Below are 20,485 nucleotides of genomic sequence, written 5' to 3' on the forward strand. Positions count from 1 at the left end.
GACAATTCTCCCGGCCCGCCTTTGTATTCTATGCCTGCAGCCGCTGTAGTTCCCGGAAGACGAACGGCTGCGTGCCTGCCCATTAAAAACCGCTTCGCACTGGGCCGGATGGCTGCCGGCACCGGTTCAGCACTGTGAATGTGCAGACCTGCCTGAACCGTTATCCGCCATGTCCTGTCCGGACAGAAACTGGCTGTTATACAGTCTGGCATAGAAACCGTTTTTCTCAAGCAGTGATCTGTGATCTCCCTGCTCCACAATATTTCCGTTATTCATTACCAGGATCACATCCGCCTCCCGGATGGTGGACAGGCGGTGTGCCACAATAAAGCTGGTCCTGCCCTGCATCATCTTTGCAAATGCCTCCTGAATGTGCATCTCTGTTCTGGTATCAATGGAGGATGTAGCCTCATCCAGAATCAGCATGGGCGGCAGGCAGAGCATAACCCTGGTAATACACAGAAGCTGCTTCTGCCCCTGGGACAGCCCGCCGCCGTCCTCTGTGATCTCTGTGTCATAGCCCTTGGGAAGACGTTTGATAAAACTGTGCGCATGGGAGGCTTTGGCTGCGGCTTTGATCTCTTCCTCCGTGGCGTCCGGTTTGCCCATTGTGATATTATCCCGGATGGTGCCTGTTCTGAGCCAGGTATCCTGGAGCACCATTCCATAGGACCCCCGCAGGCTTTTTCTGGTAATACTGCGGATATCCCGGCTGCTGACACGGATACTGCCGCTGTCCACATCATAAAAACGCATCAGCAGATTGATGATAGTAGTCTTTCCGCAGCCGGTGGGTCCCACAATTGCCACTCTCTGCCCCGGCTGCACATGGAGATTAAAATCCTGCACCAGCTTTATTTCCGGTGAATAGGAAAAATATACATGCTCCAGATCCACCTTCCCATCTGTATGTTCCAGATTCTCAGCATGATCCGGTTCCGGTGTCTGAGGCTCCTCCTCTATGAGCGCAAATATGCGGGAAGCACATGCCAGCGCATTCTGAAGCTCTGTCACCACGCCTGAAATCTCGTTGAAAGGTTTTGTATACTGGTTGGCATAGCTTAAAAAACAGGAAAGCTGCCCCACAGTTATCCCGCCGTTTATAACCGACAGTGCCCCTACCAGCCCGACTCCGGCATAAACAAGACTGTTAACAAACCGTGTACAGGGATTTGTCAAAGACGAAAAGAAAATAGCTTTCAAGGAACAGTCTGCCAGCTTTTCATTGATCTCATCAAAATGTTCCAGAGCTTCCTCCTCATAATTGAATGCCTGCACCACCTTCTGTCCGCCTATCATTTCCTCCACAAGCGCAGTCTGCTCTCCGCGGGCCTCTGACTGCTGCTTGAACATAACGAAAGTCCTCTTTGCAATGAAATTTGCCACAAAAAGGGACAGCGGTGTGATCAGAACCACCACCAATGTAATGCCCATATCTCTGGTGAGCATAAAAAGCAGGGTACCCAGAATCGTGATCACACCGGTAAATAGCTGGGTAAATCCCATTAAAAGTCCGTCTGAGAACTGGTCCACATCCGCTATGACACGGCTTACCACCTCACCGTAGGAGTGGTCATCCATGTATTTAAGCGGCAGGATCTGTATTTTCTGAAATGCCCGGTTCCTCACATCCTGTACTGTGTGGTAGGCGATTTTATTGTTGCTCACATTCATGATCCACTGCGCCAGGGCTGTGAGCAGAATGACGATCCCGATTTTCTGCAGAGTGCCGAACACATGGACAAAGTCAACTTTTCCCTTGTCGATAATGTAGTCAATGGCCTCTCCTGTGAGAATAGGCACATACAGAGTCAGAACCACAGTCACCGCTGCTGCCGCGATGGACAGAATCAGAAACGGCCAGTAATGGCGGACATATTTTAATACCTTCAGAAGTGTTTCCTTCTGCGCTGATTTTTTCTTGTCCATATTATGCCTCCTCCTGTCTGCTCTCAAACTGTGATTCATAGATTTCCCTGTACACGCTGCAGGTCTCCAGAAGTTCTCCGTGACTGCCGGCCCCTGCCAGACGGCCGTCCTCCATAACAAGGATCAAATCCGCATACATGACAGAGGAAGCCCTCTGGGATACAATGAATACTGTCATCCTGTCCTTCAGATTTCCTATGGCCTGACGCAGCCTGGCGTCTGTGGCAAAGTCAAGGGCTGAGGCACTGTCATCCAGAATCAGGATCTCCGGATTTTTGACCAGGGCTCTGGCAATGGTGAGGCGCTGTTTCTGTCCGCCGGAGAGATTCTTACCACCCTGCACCACCTCTGTGTCCAGGCCGTCCTCCTTCTTATCCACAAATTCCTTTGCCTGGGAGATTTCCAGCGCGCGCCACAGCTCTTCGTCGGATGCCCCCCGGTTTCCCCAGAGGAGATTTTCCCGGATAGTCCCTTTAAAAAGGGTTGCCTTCTGCAGGACCATCCCCACCTTCTGTCTGAGCTCATGGATGGGATAGTTCCTCACATCCACGCCGTTTACCCGTACTTCACCTGCCGTGACGTCATAGAACCTGGGGATCAGGTGTACGAGAGATGATTTTCCGGAACCGGTACCGCCAATGATACCGATAGTCTGCCCCTTTTCTGCCTTAAAATCAATGTCTGTCAGGGATTCCTCCCCGGCATTCTTATACGTAAGTCCCACATGGCGAAATTCTACAGACGGGCTTCCCGTCTCTTCCCTTTCCGGGGATTTTCTGTCTGCGTCCTGCATACTGGACTGTATTTCCAGGACACTCTCCACGCGGTTTGCACAGGCAAGTGCTTTGGTGATGGTAATGATCAGGTTTGCCAGCTTGATCAGCTCCACCAGGATCTGGGACATATAATTTACCAGGGCGATAAGCTGGCCCTGAGTGATATACCCTGTATCCACGCGGATGGCGCCTGTCCACAGCAGAACCACCAGGGCACCGTTGATGATCACGTATGTCATGGGATTCATCAGACCTGATATTTTCCCCACGTGCTTCTGCATTGCAGTGAGTGTATCATTGCTGGCTTCAAAGCGTTCCTTCTCTTCCTCTTCCTTATTAAATGCACGGATAACCCTTACGCCGGTCAGATTCTCCCTGGTAATTCCCAGTACCCGGTCCAGGGCGGCCTGTGTCTTCTTATACAGAGGAATGGTGATCAGCATGATACCAAATACTACCACAGAGAGCAGGGGAATCGTCACCACAAAGATAAGCGCCGCCTTTACGTCAATGGTAAACGCCATGATCATAGCGCCGAACACAATGCACGGCGAGCGGAGGAACAGACGCAGAACCATATTGACTCCATTCTGCACCTGGTTGATATCACTTGTCATCCTGGTGATCAGAGTGGAGGTACCCATGGTATCCATTTCTGTAAAAGAAAGCCCCTGGATATGGGAAAATAACGCGTGCCGCAGCTTTGTGGAAAATCCCACTGCCGCCTTTGCGGCAAAATACTGTGCCGTGGCGGAGCACACAAGTCCGATAATACCCAGGCTTACCATGAGCAGGCACATGATGGTCACATAATACTTGTCTCCGTTTCCGATGCCCCGGTCAATGATCCTGGCCATAACAAGAGGCACCAGCAGTTCAAAGGATGCTTCCAGAAGTTTGAACAGGGGTGCCAGGACAGACTCTTTTTTATAGTCTTTCATATAAATCAGCAGTTTTCTCATGATGTTCTCCTACCGGTAATTTATTTTCTTTCTTATCTTATCACCTCTTTCGTGGAATGACAAACCTTTCCTCCAATAAAAATAACCTGCTGCTATCTGATATATTCCGGCACAGGCACATCCTTGAGTATTCTGACAGTGACTTTTGTTCCCCACCCTTCTCTGCTGTAGATGGAAACACCGCAGTCCTCCCCGTAGGTGCTCTTTACCATAGCCTTCACAAGACGTACCCCAAATCCGCCGTTATCTCCTGTATCGTCCTGAAGCAGGCGGCGGGTGGTCTCCTGCGGCATCCCTTTTCCATTGTCCCAGACTTCAAAAACCAGGTAATCCCCCTCCTGTCTGAGGCTCACACGAAGCTGCCCTTCCTGTTCATCCATACCGTACTTAATAGCATTTTCCACCAGTGGCTGAATCAGCAGTTTGGGCATCTCACATTCTGAAAGCTCCTTGGGAATGTCGATCTCATACTGCAGCTTTTCGTTAAGAAGCAGCCTCTGGAATGACAAATAGGAAGACAGGTATCTCATATCCTCCTGCACTGTAACAAATTCCTTTTTGTGGTTGACACAATACCGCAGAATGTCCGCAAGGGTTGCCACCACATCGGCAATCTCATACTCATTTTTCAGAACCATCTTCCAGTAGATCATATCAAAGGCGTTATAGAGAAAATGAGGATTCAGTTTTGATTTGAGTGCCAGCATTTCCAGCTTATAGTAGTTGTTGCGCTGTCTCTGCACCGTATGGAGCAGTTCCTTGATGCGCACAAGCATATAATTGAAACTGTCGATGATCATGCCGAATTCATCCTGCTTCTTGCGCTCCATAGTAAAATCCAGCTCTCCGTTCTGTATCCGCTCCATGCCGTACAGGAGCTGTTTTACCGGCCTTAGAAAAGACTTGAAAATGGTGAGGGCTATGATTCCAACCAGAAGAGCTATACACACAAAGACAATGATCAGTATCGGGATGATCTTATTCAGTTCCTGTGTGACGGCTGTACTTTCCAGAATCCCGCACAGGTTCCATCCAAAGCTTCCCAGAGGGTAGGCTACATGATGTTCCTCTGCCTCCTGCGCTGGTGCCTTCACATATTTACCGATCAGGCTTTTGTCCTCTGTAAACAGAATGCGTCCGTCAGCATCTGTCAGCAGCATTTTCTCCTGGCGGCTTTTATTTTTAGCTGTAAAAAGTGTCTCGAAACTCTCCTGCGTAAACTGGACGACTAAAAGCCCGTAAACCACATCCCCGTCATGAATATAGCTTACGGCCTCCATCATACGCGGCTCCCCCTGGGGATACCGCCACAGGATATTTCCGTGGGGAAACTCCTGGTATTTTTCCAGATATGTCCTGTATGGCTCTTCTGTCTCAAATACCGCGTTTCTGTAAAAACAGTTGATCGGCTCATAATCCTCTGTATAGACATAGACATTTTCCGCCATATTGAGATTTCTCTCCCGCAGAGCCTCCCGCACAATACGCACCTCTGTCATGGAAAAATTATCTCTGCCGGACATAAGCCCGGACAGATAATTTTTCACCCACTGGTTCTCTGAGATTCCCAGTATCAGATCCTCCATCTGTCCGGCCTCCTGGCTGCATCTCTCAGAGACCTGGTACACGGTATTTTCAAAGAGCAGGTTCGTCTTCTCTGTCATGATCTTCACTGTCCGGTAATACAGGATGCTGAAAAGAATGCAGATAAAGATACCGCCTGTCAGGAAGATCAAAATTGTCTTGATCCACAAGGTTCTGGGTCTGTTCAGCTTTAATTTACTCATAGTCTTTCGGCACCTCTGTCCTGATCTCCCCGTCTGTGTCATAATGCTCAAAATAGTTCCTGATCTCTTCCATGCCGATGAGACATTCACCATTTACCACAATGGTGGGCACCCACAGAGATTCCTGTTCCCTGCCGTAGAGAATATAAAACTTTTTCAGCATCTCCCAGCTTCCCGGTTCCCCACTGCCCACAGGGTAAAAATCGAATTTTTCATACAGCTTTTTGTCCAGCTCCTCATTTCTGCCGTCCAGCCATTCTTTTGCCTCCTGGCAGTCCGGGCATCCGTCCATGGTAAAGAATACGATCCGGGGGATCTCACGGCTTCCCATATGCGTTTCCCTGTGGATTCCCAGCAGGTATCCCAGTTTCTTCTGCCAGGCCCCTTCCTCCGCAATGGCGGATAACAGCTTAGCCTCCACCTCATCTTCCCCCAGCAGCATGGTGCTGCCCACAAAAACCACGGGGTAGGTCATCTCAGAGGGTTCACTGGCAGTCTGCATGGCTTTTGTAAGGTTACTCCTGTAAAACGAATAGAGAACATTATAAATCTTCAGCTCAACCTGATCTCTCACTCCACCTTCCTCCAGCACAGATTCCATCTTGATCCTGTACTGCCGTTCACCGGTACACGCATTGCAGGGATGGTCCGTCACAGAACATCCCCCGCACTGGTCATATATGTAGCACGATACAGGAACCGGTATCCTGCTTATTTTCCTCACAGCACATGCCCCTCCTGCAAGCAGCAGCAAAAGTACAGCTCCAAAAACCATTTTTCTCTTCAATACCGGTTCCTCCTGTCTTAAATGATCTCCAGATCGTCCCTGTTCCCAAGCACGGAACCACTGGACACCGGTTTGTCCTGATACCAGTAGGCCACAGATGAGATATCATCCTGCAGCGGCAGATACCTGCCGCCCGAACGCCAGCCCAGTGCCTGAATTGTAACCTTCAGATCCGTATCAAAATATACCGGATCTGTAATATGCCAGCGGTACATACTGAACCTCTGCTGTGTTTTGTAAGCACCGTCCGTATTGGTTATTTTGGACAGCCCTGCATACGGGGTACAGTACGGCCGGTAAACCCCGTCCACCTCAAAGTCATAAGCTCCGCAGAAATAATCTTCTGTCCCTGTTCCGCAGATGGTCGGATATTCCCGGTCGCCGTCCATGAAGAACTTGATCTCGCCCTCTCCCCACCATCCGTTGTTATTGACACCCCAGAACATATATGTTCCCACATATTGTCCTTTTCCCTTCACTCCATCCAGGATGGTGTAGTCTTCTTTATACGGAAGAGGATTGGTACGGCGGTACTGTGCATGAAAATAGCCGTATCCTTCTTCCAGTTCCCGAAGCTGGTAATCGATCTGGTAATACACGATCACAGGTTCCTCTGCCAGATTTTCCAATGTCATGCGGCAGCCTTCGTAAAACGGCATGTCCCAATAGCAGTTCAGGCCTCTGCGCGGATTTACACAAACCGCAAGGGAGGTGAGCTGCTCATACTGCTGTTCATCCGCGCTTGCAAAAAAATCCCCAAGCGGAGCCTCCACAGACGGGAACTCCTGCTTATCCCAGTAGATTCTCAGAACCAGAGTCCTGTTCCGCATACTGCTGGTGGTCACCCAGATGTGCTTTACCATCCCCTGCCCGCTGATATCTGCCAGGGTAAATGTCTTTCCCGGCTCAATCTGAACAGACGGCGAAACTTTCCACCCCCTGCCCAAATCCCTTGCGCAGGAAGCGCCGGTCCCTTCCACTGCCTGCCCTCCGGCCCCCTTCTCTCCCGTAAAGTTTTCAGGACTGACAGAACGTGTCCTGATATTTCGCATTTTACTTAAACTGCTCATATCTCCAATCATGTTTTTCTCTTCCTTCGTAACTGTTCAGTGCCCTCACAATCACGAGCAAAAATCCATGCAGAATCGCCTGTGGCGATGGGATTTTTGCCTGACTGCGGAACGTTTTCTTACGGTCATCGCAGTAAATGTGCAGACCTGCTGAATCGTTACTTCCTTTCTTATTTTTCATAGCGGTAACATAAAACCGTATGCCCGTCTTCCATGGGATACATAGACGGACTTTTCTGCCTGCATTTCTCTGTGGCATATCTGCACCGGGAAGCAAATTTACAGGCAGTGGCAGCAAACTCCTTCGTTTCCAGGTCAGGCAGCACCATATCCTGATCCCACTTTCTTCCCACAACAGGAATAGACTCCTGCAGAAGCTCTGTGTAGGGATGGCCCGGATTCTCTAAAATAGATTTTGCTTTTCCGAATTCAATAAGATTCCCCCTGTACATGGTGGCTATATAGTCACTCACATAGTAAGCTGTGGAAAGGTCGTGTGTAATGTAAATAAAATTTACATGGTAGTCATTTTTCAGCTTCTTAAAAAGGTTTACAATGTTCATTCTCAGGGAGGCATCGATCATAGCCACCGGCTCATCCGCCACAATCAGCTTCGGCCTCGTGATCAATGCCCTGGCAATGGAAATACGCTGCAGCTCTCCCCCTGAAAACTGATTTGGGAATTTCCCCTGGACATGTTCCATATTAAGCCCCACCTCTGCAAGGGTTTCCCGGATTTTTTTGGCAGCCTCTTCTTTTGACCTGATTCCTCCCAGATTACAGGCTGTCTCGTACAAATAGCTGTCCACGGTTCTCCTGGCGCTGAAAGCGGTAAACGGATTCTGGAAAATAGGCTGCACCATCCTTCTGAATTCCTTTTTTCTCTTGTCGTATACAGAAAGATTTTCACCTCCCAGGGAAATATTCCCGCTCCCTGCCTCCAAAAGCTTTAAAACCATTTTTGCCAGGGTACTTTTCCCGCTTCCCGATTCCCCCACAATAGCCATGATCCAGGGTTTGTCTGAATGGATATCCAGGTTCACATGGTCCACAGCAACAATGTTGGTGCCGAAAATCATTCCGCCTATTTTAAAAGATTTCGTCAGATCCTGAATGGATAAATTATAGTTTTCCATGGCTACCTCCTTTTGTCTGCCAGCAGATGACAGCTTGCCTGATGCCGTTCCCCTACCGATACGGATGCAGGCTGTTCTCTGCGGCACCTGTCCGCCGCATATGGACAGCGGGCGGCGAACCTGCATCCCTTTGGCGGATTTCTGAGACTCGGAGGCAGACCCGGTATCCCTTCCTTCTGTGTATCATCCCCCAGCCTTGGCAGGGCTTTGATCAGCATCTGTGTATAGGGATGCTTTGGATTTCCGAATATTTCCTCTGTGGGTCCGTCCTCGATCATCTGCCCTGCATACATGATTCCCAGTCTGTCCGTGATTTGATAATGGACGCCCATGTCGTGAGACACTATGACCATGGAATTCTGCAGTTTCTTCTGAACCCTTGACAACATGGTCAGAATTCCCCGCTGTACCACCACATCCAGAGCAGTAGTGGGTTCATCTGCAAGCACCAGATCCGGCCCCAGAAAGGTGGCAAGGGCAATGATGACCCTCTGCCGCATGCCGCCGCTCAGCTGATGGGGATAGGCATCCAGGACTTCGGGCGGCAGCTCCAGTTCTTTCAGATACGCTGTGATGCTCTTTTCCTGTTCTGCTTTTTTCTGTCTCTTCTCTTTCGGAATCACATCAAAGAACTGCTCCCTGACCCTTTTTACCGGGTTCATAACGTGCATGGCCCCCTGCGGCACATAAGAGATTTCCTTCCACCACTCATCTCTGATCTCTCCTGTTGTCAGCACTCTCTTTTCTTTTGAGGATTCTGTGACCAGAGATACCTTTCCCCCGCAGATCTCCAGCGGAAAACCCACCAGGTCATACATGGTTTTCAGAAGTGTGGATTTGCCGCAGCCTGACTCCCCTGCAATACCCATGATCTCATTTTTCCGAACCTCAAAACTTACATTATCCACAGAATTCACGTATCCGCTGACTGTCTCATAGCGGGCACTCACCTGTTCCATTTTAAGCATTGGTCCCCCTCCTTTTCGCCCACATCTGCTGTGCTCCTGTCATGGTGAGGAACAGACCGATGAAGATAAGTGCCGTGGATACCACCGGTGCTCCGATCCATACCCAGCGGCCTGCCAGCATGGCCTGATGTTCATTGGCCCAGTAGATCATGGTCCCCAGTGTGGCCGTGGTATTGCTGGACATTCCGATTACGGCAAGACTGGATTCCGCAGCGATGGCCACCAGGATTGTATTAATAAAGTTTGCCAGAGACCAGTTCATGACAAACGGAAAAATCTCTTTTAATATAATCTTTCCGGTGCTCTCCCCGGAAAACAGGGCCGTGTTGATAAAATCACGTTCCTTCAGAGTCAGCGCCATGGAACGCACCTGTCTGGCCGGCCAGGGCCAGTTGAAGATCACCAGAACCACTGCCACGTAAAAAAGCGGCGCGGTCCCCTTCATCATACTGGATATGAGGATCAGTATGGGAAGCGATGGGATCACAATAAAGGAATCTGTCAGAAGGGTAATGATGCGGTCTGCCCATCCGCCCTTGAAACCTGCCAGCAATCCCATGAAAACACCGATAGCCGTAGCAAAGAATGCAACACCGATGCCTACCAGAAATGAGTTTCTGACAGAATAGGCCAGCAGCCAGAAGACATCCTGGCCAAGGCCTGTGGTTCCCAGCCAGTGCTCTGCTGTGGGATCCATATTTCTGGAATAAGACTGCCACTCCACAGGACTGACTTTACAGAAAACCGGCATGATAAATCCGATGACGAGGAAGACACAGAGCAGCACTGCTCCCATCTTCAGCCGGAAATTCCAGTATTTATTTGTTTTGTTCTTTTTTCCTGCCATTTTCTCTCCCCCTAACTATAGCGGATTCGCGGGTCCAGGAATGGATACAGCAGGTCTATGACAAAGGTTGTCAGGGCAACACTGATGACTGAAATGGTGATCGTACCCATGATCAGATTGTAGTCACTCTGCAGGATTCCCTGATAGATCAAACTGCCCAGCCCCGGAAATCCAAACAGAATCTCTGTCACCAGCGCGCCGTTGAAGATACCGCCAATCTGCAGCGCCAGATTGGTGACCTGGGGCAGCATGACATTCGGCATCACATAACGCCTCATGATACGTCCCTCGTGCAGACCTTTCAGCCTTGCAAATTTAACATATTCCTCTTCATTGGCATTGCTTACCATGGTCTTCATGCTGATGACCCACCATCCGAAACCTACCAGTATCAGAGACAGTGCCGGCAGAAAGCAGTTCCAAAGTATACTTTTGATATGTACCCAGTTAAATCCTTCCCCCTGCACAACAAAAGACAGCGGAAATACGGGAAGCAGATAACAGAAGAACATGATCAGCAGCAGTGCGAAAATGTAATATGGAATAGGATACATGAGGATCGCGATCCCTTCCAAAAACTTTGACAGGGGCTTGTCCTTACGGAAACCTGCCAGAAGTCCGATCAGGTTTCCGATCAGCCAGGACAGGACCGTGGTGGTCAGCATCAGCCCCAGTGTCCACGGCAGCGCCCTGGCGATCATCTGCATAACCGGTGTGGGATATGCGGACAGGGACGGGCCAAAGTCATGAGAAATAACCACACGTTTAAAAAAATCCAGATATTGGTGCATGACAGAACCGTCCAGGCCGAAGAGGGAATTCATGGATTCCCTCATCTGCTCGACTGCCTCCGGGCTCATGGAACCGGCATTGGACGTCATCTGTCCAATCATTGCTTCCACCGGGTCATTCGGCATGAGCCTCGGAACAAAGAAGACGGTTGTCACACCAATAAAAATCACGAGTAGAAATGTCGCGATCCTGGAGAGAAGAAATTTTCCAAATTTCATTCGTTGCCTCCTTATGTTTGGTGTTGTGACAAATTATTTTGCAGCTTCGATTTTCGTAGTATAGAATCTGAATTGTGACCACCACCACCAGGGTCCCTCAAAGGGATTCTCTGAATCCTGGAAACCGGTCCAGTATGTCTCCACAACGGGAACAAATTTTGCTGTTCCGAACATGGGGATCGCAGGCATTTCGTCCACGAAGATCTTCAGCATCTCTTCCACCGTTTTGTTTACCTCCGGATCATCCGGCTCCAGTGTCTGCAGTTTATCAATGGCAGCGCTCAGCTCTTCGTTGGCGTAACGCTCTTTGTTGCCTGCTGCGTTTTCCCCATTGGGAAGAATATATTTTTCGTGCCAGGTCTGGATATTTTCTGTCAGGTCGGGAATCAGTCCGCAGAACGGCCAGTATGCGCCTGTATCGTAATTTCCTGTGGCATAGGATGTCCAGAATGTGGAGGAATCCTGCTGTTTTACCTCGGCCTTCACTCCGAATTTACTCCAGGCATCCGCAACGGCAAATGCAAGCCGCATGGATTCGATCTCAAAATCCGCCGGTGCCAGAATAATGATCTCCCAGGGTTCTCCCTCCGGTGTCATCCACTGACCGTCTTTTTGTGTAAAGCCGTTTTTCTGGAGCAGTTCTGCTGCCTTGTCTGTATCATATTTCCACCAGCCGATACCGAAGATATCCGTAATCTCCTCATCTGTGGTCGGAAGATTTTCCACGCCTTCCGTCTTAAGAAGTTCTACCATCTCTTTTGCTGTATTCTCATTGAAGGGTTTGTATCCGTCCTCAAAGGCATACGTTTTCAGCCATTCTGCCATTGGTTTCTGATATACATCTGTGAGTGCTGTTGTGGGCGGCACAGCCAGAGGGGAAAACTTCAGTTTTCCGCCGAAGGTCGCCATGCTCACCTGCTTGATATCCATACTCAGTGTCAGCGCCCAGCGCACATCCCTGTTGCTGTAATATTCGTTGGAGCAGTTGAAAGAAATACCGCGCTCGCAGGGGTCATCCGGGATTGCATACGGAAATTCCTCGGTCCAGCATTTTGCATTGGGATTTTTCTCTTTCAGGATATCCCAGCTCTCCGGGGAAATATCCTGCAGAATGTCAATCTCATTGTTCACGGCTGCCATGACACGTTTCTCTTCACTCCCGAAATATTTGAACAGTACATACTGTGGTTTCGGCTCGCCGTCAATGACGCCTACGTCTGATTTATCCCAGTCCTCTCTCTTTTCATACAGGAACCAGTTTCCCTGAGCATCACGTTTTGACAAAGTATATGGCCCGAGGGACAGAGGGTCTGTGTATTTAAAAGTGGCCGGGTCCTCTTTTTCCCAGATGTGTTTCGGAAGCACTTTAAAGTTGTTGCCAAACACAATAACGCCAAGTTTCTGCTGGGGCTTCACATTTGGCTCCACAAGCTCCATCTCCACTGTGTATTTGTCCACAGCCTTCATGCTCTTTACAAAGGACTTGTACCAGCTTCCCCAACTGAATTCCTCTGTGCTGCTGAGTATATCGGATGTAAACTCCACATCCTCTGCAGTGAACTCCACGCCGTCCGACCAGGTGATACCCTCCCGCAGGTGGAACCGGTATTTTGTGTTGGTGTCATCCATGGCTTCCGGAAAATCCGCTGCCAGGTCACAGGTCTGTTCCCCATTCATGGTGTCCGCTTCCCACAGGCACGGATACAGGAGCTGGTGAAGGCCGCAGTCCATAGCTACACAGCCTGTCATATAGGGGTTGAAGTTATCCGGGTCTGTCTGTGTACCGCTCAGCATGTCTACGATCAGTGTATCCTTTCTGGGTGTTCCCACATCCGTCATCTTATCCCCCGACGTTGCAGTCTGTTCTGATGTTCCCTCTTTGGATTCACCTGCACCGCCTCCGCAGCCGGATAACAACAGGGCTGCTGCTGTGGCAGCCGCTAAAATTTGTTTCCCTTTTCTACGCATCTTTTTTCCTCCTTTGTTTCTTGTTTTGATGGTTTCAAGTATATCTTTTTCTGTAAAAAAAACTGTTGATTTCATTAGATTTCTTGTAAATATATTTTATGTTTCACAGAAAAAAACAGAAATCATCAGTATTTTGACGATTCCTGCCTCTTATACATCATGTTTATTTATTCATTATTTTCATTCGATACTCTTTGGGAGACATTTTCTTAAACTTCTTGAACACACTTCCGAAATAGGCGGAATCTTTAAATCCCACCAGTTCCGCTATCTCTCCTATCTTTAAATCTCTCTCCTCCATCAGGCTGACCGCTGCCTTTATCCTAATCTGGTTCAGATATTCCCCCATGGAAATTCCCATATATTTTTTAAATTGAGAGCTGAAATACCAGGGGTTCAGTGAAACATACTCCGCAACCTTCTGCAGAGACAACTCCTGCATATAATTCGCTTCTATATATGCAGATGCCAGCCGGATATAAGAGGGCACCTTGGCCTTTTCCTGAAAAAAGCTGAGGATCTGCTGCAGATATGCTTCCAGATTGGCCCATGCCTGCATTAAAGTTCGGCTGTTTCTCAGGTCTGAAAGAATCTTCTCCTGTTCAGAAAGACTCTCCGGAATTTTACCCGCCTCCTCAGTCTTTATCCGCTCCTCCAGCAAGTAACAGAAATGGATCATACCCTTTTTTAACTGCACCGGTTCAAAACCATCTGTTCTGCCAATCAGCCGCCGTCTGCCTTCGCGCAGTGTCAGCTGGAGCTGATCTTCTCTGCCCCGCATGAGGATCATCTCAATTTTTGAAAACGGAAGAAACTCCTCCATTTTGATTTCCTCTGCCTGACTGGTTTTCTTCTGCCATATTTCCTCATCCCAGGCGTACAGCCTGCCGTTAAAATCCATATAAAATTCCCGCTCCAAAAGTGTATGTACCGTCTCCTGCAGTTCCCGCTGTCCCCACTTAAAATTTTTCTTCAGATGAACAACAAGATCCCCGTCATTCGCACAGATTTCCGGAAAGCCTTCCCCCTCCGTTCCTGATATAGGCGTTACGATCCACAGTCTGTGTTCTTCCGCGGTCCCTACAGCGTTTCTCTTTCTCAGCTCTTCCCTTGACCGGTACATAACTGCCTCTCACTCCTCACGGCCTCTGTCCCTGTCTGACCACATAGTGCACACACACGCTTTCCCCTCCGGAAATATACGGAAATCCTTATTCTGCCAGTCTTCATTCCCTTTCAGCAGTTTTAAAAAACGACGCTCCCTCTGTTTTTCCTCCGTCTCCTGAGCCCGCTCTTTTTTCTGCCTCTCCACTTTCTCGAATATTCCCAGGATTTCCTTGCGTCTGCAGGGTTTCAGAAGATAATCCACCGCTCCGTTTTTCATGGCCTGACGGATATATTCATAGTCCGTATAGGCACTCATGGCAATCATGACGATCTCAGGACGTATGTCCCGGATCTTCTCTATCAGAGTGACCCCTGATATGTGGGGCATTTTAATATCTGTCACCACCACGTCCACCTGACCCGGATTTTCCTCAATAAAACGGATGGCAGGCTCCGGATCTGTAAAGCTTCCCGTTATCTCGTGATCCGGAAACTCCTCCGCCAGCAAGTGGCTCATCCCCTGCAGCACTACTTGTTCATCATCAATCAATACAATCTTCAGCATAGTTTTCCACCCGCAATTCTGATCAATTTTCTGTTGACAGCTCTTTTTAACACAGTTCCTTTTCTGTATCTGTCCCCCATATGCCGCAGCTAAAAATCCTCTGCAAACTGCAGATATACAGAATATGTAGATTATTATAATATATTGTCGAATTATAGACAATGGGTAATCACTTTATTTCCTCTATTTCACATCAGGCAGACGCAAAAGAACCTGCGGCAGTCAGCGCAGGTTCTCTCTATACCTCTTACAGCAGGTTTATTTTTTCTTTACTTCTTTCTGGAAATCAAAACATTCTTCCGCCACCACATTACTGAGCATCAGAAGACAGATCAGGTTTGGTATCGCCATAAGACCGTTCATTGTATCTGAAAAATCCCATACGATCTGCAGCGTTCTTGTAGCGCCCACAAATGTGATAAAGGAAAACAGCACCCTGTATATCCTATTCATCTTTGTAGAGCGGACTAAGAATTCCAGGGATTTCTCCCCGTAGTATTCCCATCCCAGAATCGTGGAAAAGGCAAAAAGCATGATGCCAATGGATACCAGATAGCTTCCCATAGGACCCAGTGCACTCTCAAAAGCTTTTATAGTCAGGTTCACACCCGTGATCAGTTCACCGGAGGCATCCTTCATACCGAGGACACCGGAGGACGCAATGACAAGACCTGTGACGGAACAGACTACCAGTGTGTCAAAAAAGGTTCCTGTCATATTGATATATCCCTGTCTGGACGGATAATCCGTCTTGGCTGCAGCCGCTGCAATGGGAGCGGAGCCGAGACCTGCCTCATTGGAGAAGACGCCTCTGGCAACACCCCAGCGCATAGCCGATAACATTGTGGCAATAATATTGCCGCCCACACCGCCGGCTACCGCCTTTACGGAAAATGCCATGCCGAATATCTGGGCAAGCCCATCGGGGATATGCTTTGCATTTATAATAATAACGCCTATTCCGCATGCAAAATACAGAACTGCCATAAAAGGAACCACCTTCTCACAGACCTTACCGATGCTTTTAATTCCACCTACCAAGACCACCAGTGCCAGTGTTGTGATCACTACGCCTGTCACAATGTTCGGAATCTTGAAGGTGCTGTTCAAAGCGTCCGCAATAGAATTGGCCTGTGTCATGTTGCCGATTCCGAAAGATGCCAGGACCGCGAAGACAGCAAAAAGCGTTGCCATCACTGTACCCAGTTTTTTGTATTTAAAACCGTTTTTCATGGCATACATAGGGCCGCCAACCATCTCGCCGTCTGCGTTCATTTCCCTGTATTTTACAGCGAGAACGCTCTCCGCGTATTTGGTGGAAAGCCCGAAGAGAGCAGAGATCCACATCCAGACAATCGCGCCGGGACCGCCCATGACCATGGCAGTGGCAACACCCACAATATTGCCGGTACCTATGGTTGCCGCAAGAGCGGTCATCAGAGACTGGAACGGTGTGATATCACCTTCCCTGCTGCCCATGCCTTCCTTGTCGGGATCTTTAAAAATAGACTTCAGCGCAAATCCCAGATTGCGCCATGGCAGAAAATTCAGCCGAATGGTAAGAAAAACTCCTGTACCCACCAGCAGTACCAGCATAAAAGGGCCCCACACAAAATCATTCACTGCTTTCAGTATTACTGCAAAATCCATACGTTACCTCCCTCACATGCGACAACGCAGAAAGGGACAGACTACCGACCGTCTGCCCCTTTGCTCCATCGCGTTATTACATCAACGTTTTATTCTTTCTTCCTATCATAACATGGGGGAAGGGGTTTGTAAATCTGAAATTACGAGGCAGCCTGCTGCACAGCCAATCCCTTCTGTAATTCCACGGAGTAAATATACTTCTCCGTCACTTTCCTTCCCGTCACCCGTTCCAAGGCCTCCGCATAGTAATCAAGCTGGACCCTGTACTTCTCGATCAGATCACTTCCGTCTCTGCGGCGCACCCTGTCTGTTTTGTAATCCACAAGTACAATGCTGTCCCCCTCGTAGAAGAAGGCATCAATGATTCCCTGTACCAGAACACGCTCCTCCTCCGGGTATTCCTCCTTCAGCCTGTCCGCTGCGATCTCCATGACAAAGGGCTGTTCCCGATACAGCGATCCACGGGTCTGGGCTTCTGCCATGCGTCTGCCAATGGAGGAAGCGGCAAACTGATACACATCACGGGGAGAAACCGTGCGGCGGATCTCACTGTCAATCCTGTGTTCAGACTCCAGAGCCAAAAGCTGCTCCTCCGCCTCTTCTGCAGACCCGGCTTTTGAAAAGTCAAGGCACTCGAATACCCTGTGGTATGCGGTACCTCTTCCGGCTCCTGTCAGTCCTTCCTCGCGTTTTTCAATAAAGGACGGGATATAGGGTATCATCTCCTCCTCCTCTTCATACCAGGAAGTACTCTCCTCGTCTTCCATGTGCAGCCGCTTCACCTCGGATACCGTGACCTTTGCAGGAATCTTGTCCCGGTCCGGATAAGGATAAGAATAGGTAAAACGCTCCTCGATCTGTTCCCTGACCTTTTCATCCCAGACTGCGGCTGTATCAAATTCCAGAATTTCCTGCTTTTTCATCTTCTGTATCATTCTGGTCTCCGCTTCCTCCAGTGTAAGCTTTGTGGGTGAGATCACCTGTATATGGAAACCGGCCTCGTCATCGTGGAGCGGATTTAAAACATAGGGGCGTTTCTCATAGGAGAGGTACACCTCATCCATACAGCGGTGCCTTGCAAGGGCAGGGAAAATCCAGTCCAGATAACAGCGGGCTTTTGCCAGCCTGCCGTAGGATATCCTGCGCTCCTCCTGTTTTTTCAGGGGTTCTAAGGCAGTCAGCCGCTTTTCCAGCCTGGAGGTACTTCCGGTGAGGATCAGTTTTTCCTTGGCGCGGGTCAGTGCCACATAGAGAATACGCAGTTCCTCTCCCAGATTCTCAATCTGTATCTGGCGCTGTACTGCTTTTTTCAGAAGAGTCGGCGTTTTGGTGCGCAGCTCTGCATCCACCCAGTCGGCGCCCACTCCCAGATCAGGGTGCATGGCAAGGGATGCCCTGGCATCCTGCTGGTTGAACTGTTTTCCCATGCCGGAGACAAAGACCACCGGAAATTCCAGACCCTTGCTCTTGTGGATACTCATAATCTTCACTGTATCTTCATTTTCGGAAAGAATGTTCGCCTCCCCGAAATCCACCTGGTATTTCTGCAGATTCTCTATATACCTGACAAAGTTAAAGAGACCCCGGTAGCTGGTGCTCTCATAATCCCTGGCCTTCTGAAGAAGCATCAGCAGGTTGGCCTTCTGTTGTTCCCCGGAAGCTCCTGCCTGTATATAGTCAAAGAGTCCTGTCCTGTCATAGATCTCCCACAGCAGTTCATGCATGGGTGTGTAGGGAACTTTCTTCCGGATACTCTCATACAGCTCCAGGAAACGGCCTGCCTTCTCCCCGGTCTGCCTGTCCTGGGCATTATCCGATTCACACAGACTTTCCGCCGCCAGAAGTGACTGATAAATGCCGGATTTCTCCATCTCCCTGCCCACGCATTTTACACGGGCCAGCTCCTCCATGGAAAATCCGCCCGGCAGGTTGTGAAGCGCCCCGGCAAAAGGAATATCCTGCAGCGGATTGTCCAGAATGCGCAGATAATTCAAAACGGTCATAACCTCTGAGGCGGAAAAATATCCCGTCTTTGTCGTCACACTGGCCGGAATCCCCTGGGCATTCAAAACGCGTTTAAAAGTCTCCGACCAGCCGGAAAGGGTTCTGAGCAGTACCACACAGTCTCCAAACCTGGCCGGGCGGTACTGTCCCGTGGTTTTGTCAAGAACAGGATAGGAACCCACCAGCTCCTGAATCCTTGCGGCAGCGGCTCTGGCCTCCAGCTCCTGTACATTTTCACCAGACTCCATGACCTTCCACTCTTCCTCATCTGTCTCCACCAGGATCAGTTCCGTATCCGCCGCGGAGTTCTGTCGCTTCTCTGCCGCATCCGATCCACCATCCTGCTGGTTCTCTGACGCATCCGGTTCCCCATCCTGTCCCGACGGATACGGTGGAAAAGATGCACCCGGATACAGCGCCGCTGCATCATCGTACTCCACTTTTCCAAGCGCTTCTCCCATGATCTGATAGAAAAGGAAATTCACCCCGTCCAGCACTTCCTTCCGGCTTCGGAAATTTTTGTGCAGGTCGATTCTAAGGCATTTCCCTCCGGCTGTGGAATAAGTTTTGAATTTTTCCATAAACAGATCCGGTCTTGCAAGACGGAAACGGTAGATACTCTGTTTCACGTCCCCTACCATGAAAATATTGTTGTTTCCTTCCTCCATCTTAGACACAGCGTTTAAAAGCTTTTCCTGTACAAAGTTGCTGTCCTGGTATTCATCTATCATGACCTCAGCAAATCTGTCCGCCAGTTCCTTTGCCGCCTGAGTCCGCTTATCCTTCTCCCCGGAATGGTCCACCAGGATCTTCAGGGCAAAATGTTCCAGATCCGAAAAGTCCAGTATATTTTTCTCCCTCTTCTTCTCTGCAAACGCCCGGGCAAACGCAAGCGTCAGATCAATAAGCACCCCAACCGGACCTCCCGCCATACGCACATACTCCGCCGCGTCCTCCAGAGAGAGGGCAAAATACTGTTCCTTCAGTTCACCCAACAGGTCTTTTACCTGCTGCCGCAGATTCTTTGTTAGCTCCTTTGCCTCCTCTGAGACCTGGGAATCCTTTTTTGCCGCAAGCCTGGCAAAGGAAAGACCGGAAAAAAGTCTCTGCCATTCCTCAAAGGAATCCGTCTGCAGCAGTTTCTGCACAAACGTCCTGTCAGATTCCAGGGCATTTTCATAATAATAAGGTCCGCCCTCTCCTCTGGCTGTCTCCAGCGCCGCGTCTGCCAGATTCATGGCCTCCTGCAGGCTTTTTCTGATATCCTCTTTGATCATCTGCATCCATCCGGCCTGTTCCAGTTCCTCCGCGGAAGAAATGCTGTATGCCTCCTTACAGGACAAAAGCCATTCCTCAGGATACGGATAGCTGACCGAAAAGGCATAGAGGCGCTTTATCATATCCTCGATCCCCTCATCCGTCTTCCCGGTGGAAAAACACTCCACAAACTGCAGAAATTCCGGCTCTTTCCTGCTGTATGCATCATCAAGCACCTGGGCAGCTACATCACCCTGCATCAGGCGAAGCTCCCCCTCCTCCGCCATACGATAAGAAGGGTCCAGATCAATGAGATGAAAATAATTTTTCACCACATAGGAACAGAAGCTGTCAATGGTGGTGATCTGCGCGTGATGAAGCAGTGTGCTCTGCCTCTGCAGATGCTCATTGTCCTCATCCTCCGCAAGCTTTTTTTCAATCGCCAGCCGGATACGTTCCCGCATCTCCCCCGCAGCCGCCCGGGTAAAAGTCACGATCAGCAGCCTGTCAATATCCACCGGATGCACCGGATCTGTGACCATGGAAATAATACGCTCCACGAGCACAGCCGTCTTGCCGCTTCCCGCCGCTGCACTGACCAGTATGTTGCAGTCTCTGGAATCGATCACCTTCTGCTGCTCTGTTGTCCACATCACTCCCAT

15 protein-coding genes are annotated in these 20,485 nt (G+C 49.5%); all 15 read right to left on the reverse strand.

Annotated features, from left to right (window positions below):
• Positions 1–126 precede the first annotated feature (126 nt).
• The 15 genes from MUB35_RS15670 to addA all read right to left on the reverse strand — a co-directional run bounded on the left by MUB35_RS15670 (position 127) and on the right by addA (position 20,485).
• Positions 127–1,929, reverse strand: a complete 1,803-nt coding sequence (locus tag MUB35_RS15670) for an ABC transporter ATP-binding protein (protein WP_244806462.1) — start codon at positions 1,927–1,929, stop codon at positions 127–129.
• 1 nt (position 1,930) lies between these two features.
• Positions 1,931–3,667 carry an ABC transporter ATP-binding protein gene (locus MUB35_RS15675; protein WP_244806463.1) on the reverse strand — a complete coding sequence of 579 codons (1,737 nt, stop codon included), beginning with the start codon at positions 3,665–3,667 and terminating at the stop codon, positions 1,931–1,933.
• Positions 3,668–3,759: 92 nt separating this feature from the next.
• Positions 3,760–5,454, reverse strand: coding sequence for a sensor histidine kinase (locus MUB35_RS15680; protein ID WP_187370613.1), 1,695 nt, complete (start codon positions 5,452–5,454; stop codon positions 3,760–3,762).
• Positions 5,447–6,241 (reverse strand): glutaredoxin family protein, encoded by a 795-nt coding sequence (locus MUB35_RS15685; RefSeq protein WP_244806464.1) that lies wholly within the window; start codon positions 6,239–6,241, stop codon positions 5,447–5,449. Before MUB35_RS15685 ends, MUB35_RS15680 begins: the two co-directional genes overlap by 8 nt.
• 17 nt (positions 6,242–6,258) lie before the next feature.
• Positions 6,259–7,323, reverse strand: coding sequence for a glycoside hydrolase family 172 protein (locus tag MUB35_RS15690; RefSeq protein ID WP_244806465.1), 1,065 nt, complete (start codon positions 7,321–7,323; stop codon positions 6,259–6,261).
• Positions 7,295–7,492 (reverse strand): hypothetical protein, encoded by a 198-nt coding sequence (locus MUB35_RS15695; RefSeq protein ID WP_054352021.1) that lies wholly within the window; start codon positions 7,490–7,492, stop codon positions 7,295–7,297. The genes MUB35_RS15690 and MUB35_RS15695 overlap by 29 nt, the downstream gene beginning before the upstream one ends.
• Positions 7,482–8,447 (reverse strand): ABC transporter ATP-binding protein, encoded by a 966-nt coding sequence (locus tag MUB35_RS15700; protein WP_103732321.1) that lies wholly within the window; start codon positions 8,445–8,447, stop codon positions 7,482–7,484. Before MUB35_RS15700 ends, MUB35_RS15695 begins: the two co-directional genes overlap by 11 nt.
• A gap of 2 nt (positions 8,448–8,449) precedes the next feature.
• Positions 8,450–9,415, reverse strand: coding sequence for an ABC transporter ATP-binding protein (locus MUB35_RS15705; protein ID WP_244806466.1), 966 nt, complete (start codon positions 9,413–9,415; stop codon positions 8,450–8,452).
• The gene (locus tag MUB35_RS15710) at positions 9,408–10,262 is read right to left on the reverse strand and encodes an ABC transporter permease (protein WP_118593788.1); all 855 of its coding nucleotides are present in this window, start codon (positions 10,260–10,262) and stop codon (positions 9,408–9,410) included. Before MUB35_RS15710 ends, MUB35_RS15705 begins: the two co-directional genes overlap by 8 nt.
• A gap of 11 nt (positions 10,263–10,273) precedes the next feature.
• A complete protein-coding gene (locus MUB35_RS15715; RefSeq protein WP_103733112.1) occupies positions 10,274–11,272 on the reverse strand; it encodes an ABC transporter permease in 999 nt (332 codons plus the stop codon).
• Positions 11,273–11,305: 33 nt separating this feature from the next.
• The gene (locus MUB35_RS15720) at positions 11,306–13,240 is read right to left on the reverse strand and encodes an ABC transporter substrate-binding protein (RefSeq protein WP_244806467.1); all 1,935 of its coding nucleotides are present in this window, start codon (positions 13,238–13,240) and stop codon (positions 11,306–11,308) included.
• Positions 13,241–13,403: 163 nt separating this feature from the next.
• On the reverse strand, positions 13,404–14,363 hold the full coding sequence (locus tag MUB35_RS15725; RefSeq protein ID WP_244806468.1) for a helix-turn-helix transcriptional regulator: 960 nt from the start codon (positions 14,361–14,363) through the stop codon (positions 13,404–13,406).
• A gap of 9 nt (positions 14,364–14,372) precedes the next feature.
• Entirely contained in the window at positions 14,373–14,912 is a 540-nt protein-coding gene (locus tag MUB35_RS15730; RefSeq protein WP_244806469.1) for a response regulator, read from the reverse strand.
• A gap of 258 nt (positions 14,913–15,170) precedes the next feature.
• Complete coding sequence (locus tag MUB35_RS15735; RefSeq protein WP_244806470.1) at positions 15,171–16,562, reverse strand: alanine/glycine:cation symporter family protein; 1,392 nt, start codon at positions 16,560–16,562, stop codon at positions 15,171–15,173.
• A gap of 140 nt (positions 16,563–16,702) precedes the next feature.
• A complete protein-coding gene (addA, locus tag MUB35_RS15740) occupies positions 16,703–20,485 on the reverse strand; it encodes a helicase-exonuclease AddAB subunit AddA (RefSeq protein ID WP_244806471.1) in 3,783 nt (1,260 codons plus the stop codon).

The sequence above is a fragment of the Blautia sp. NSJ-175 genome, from assembly GCF_022867815.1.
Lineage (GTDB): Bacteria > Bacillota > Clostridia > Lachnospirales > Lachnospiraceae > Blautia > Blautia celeris.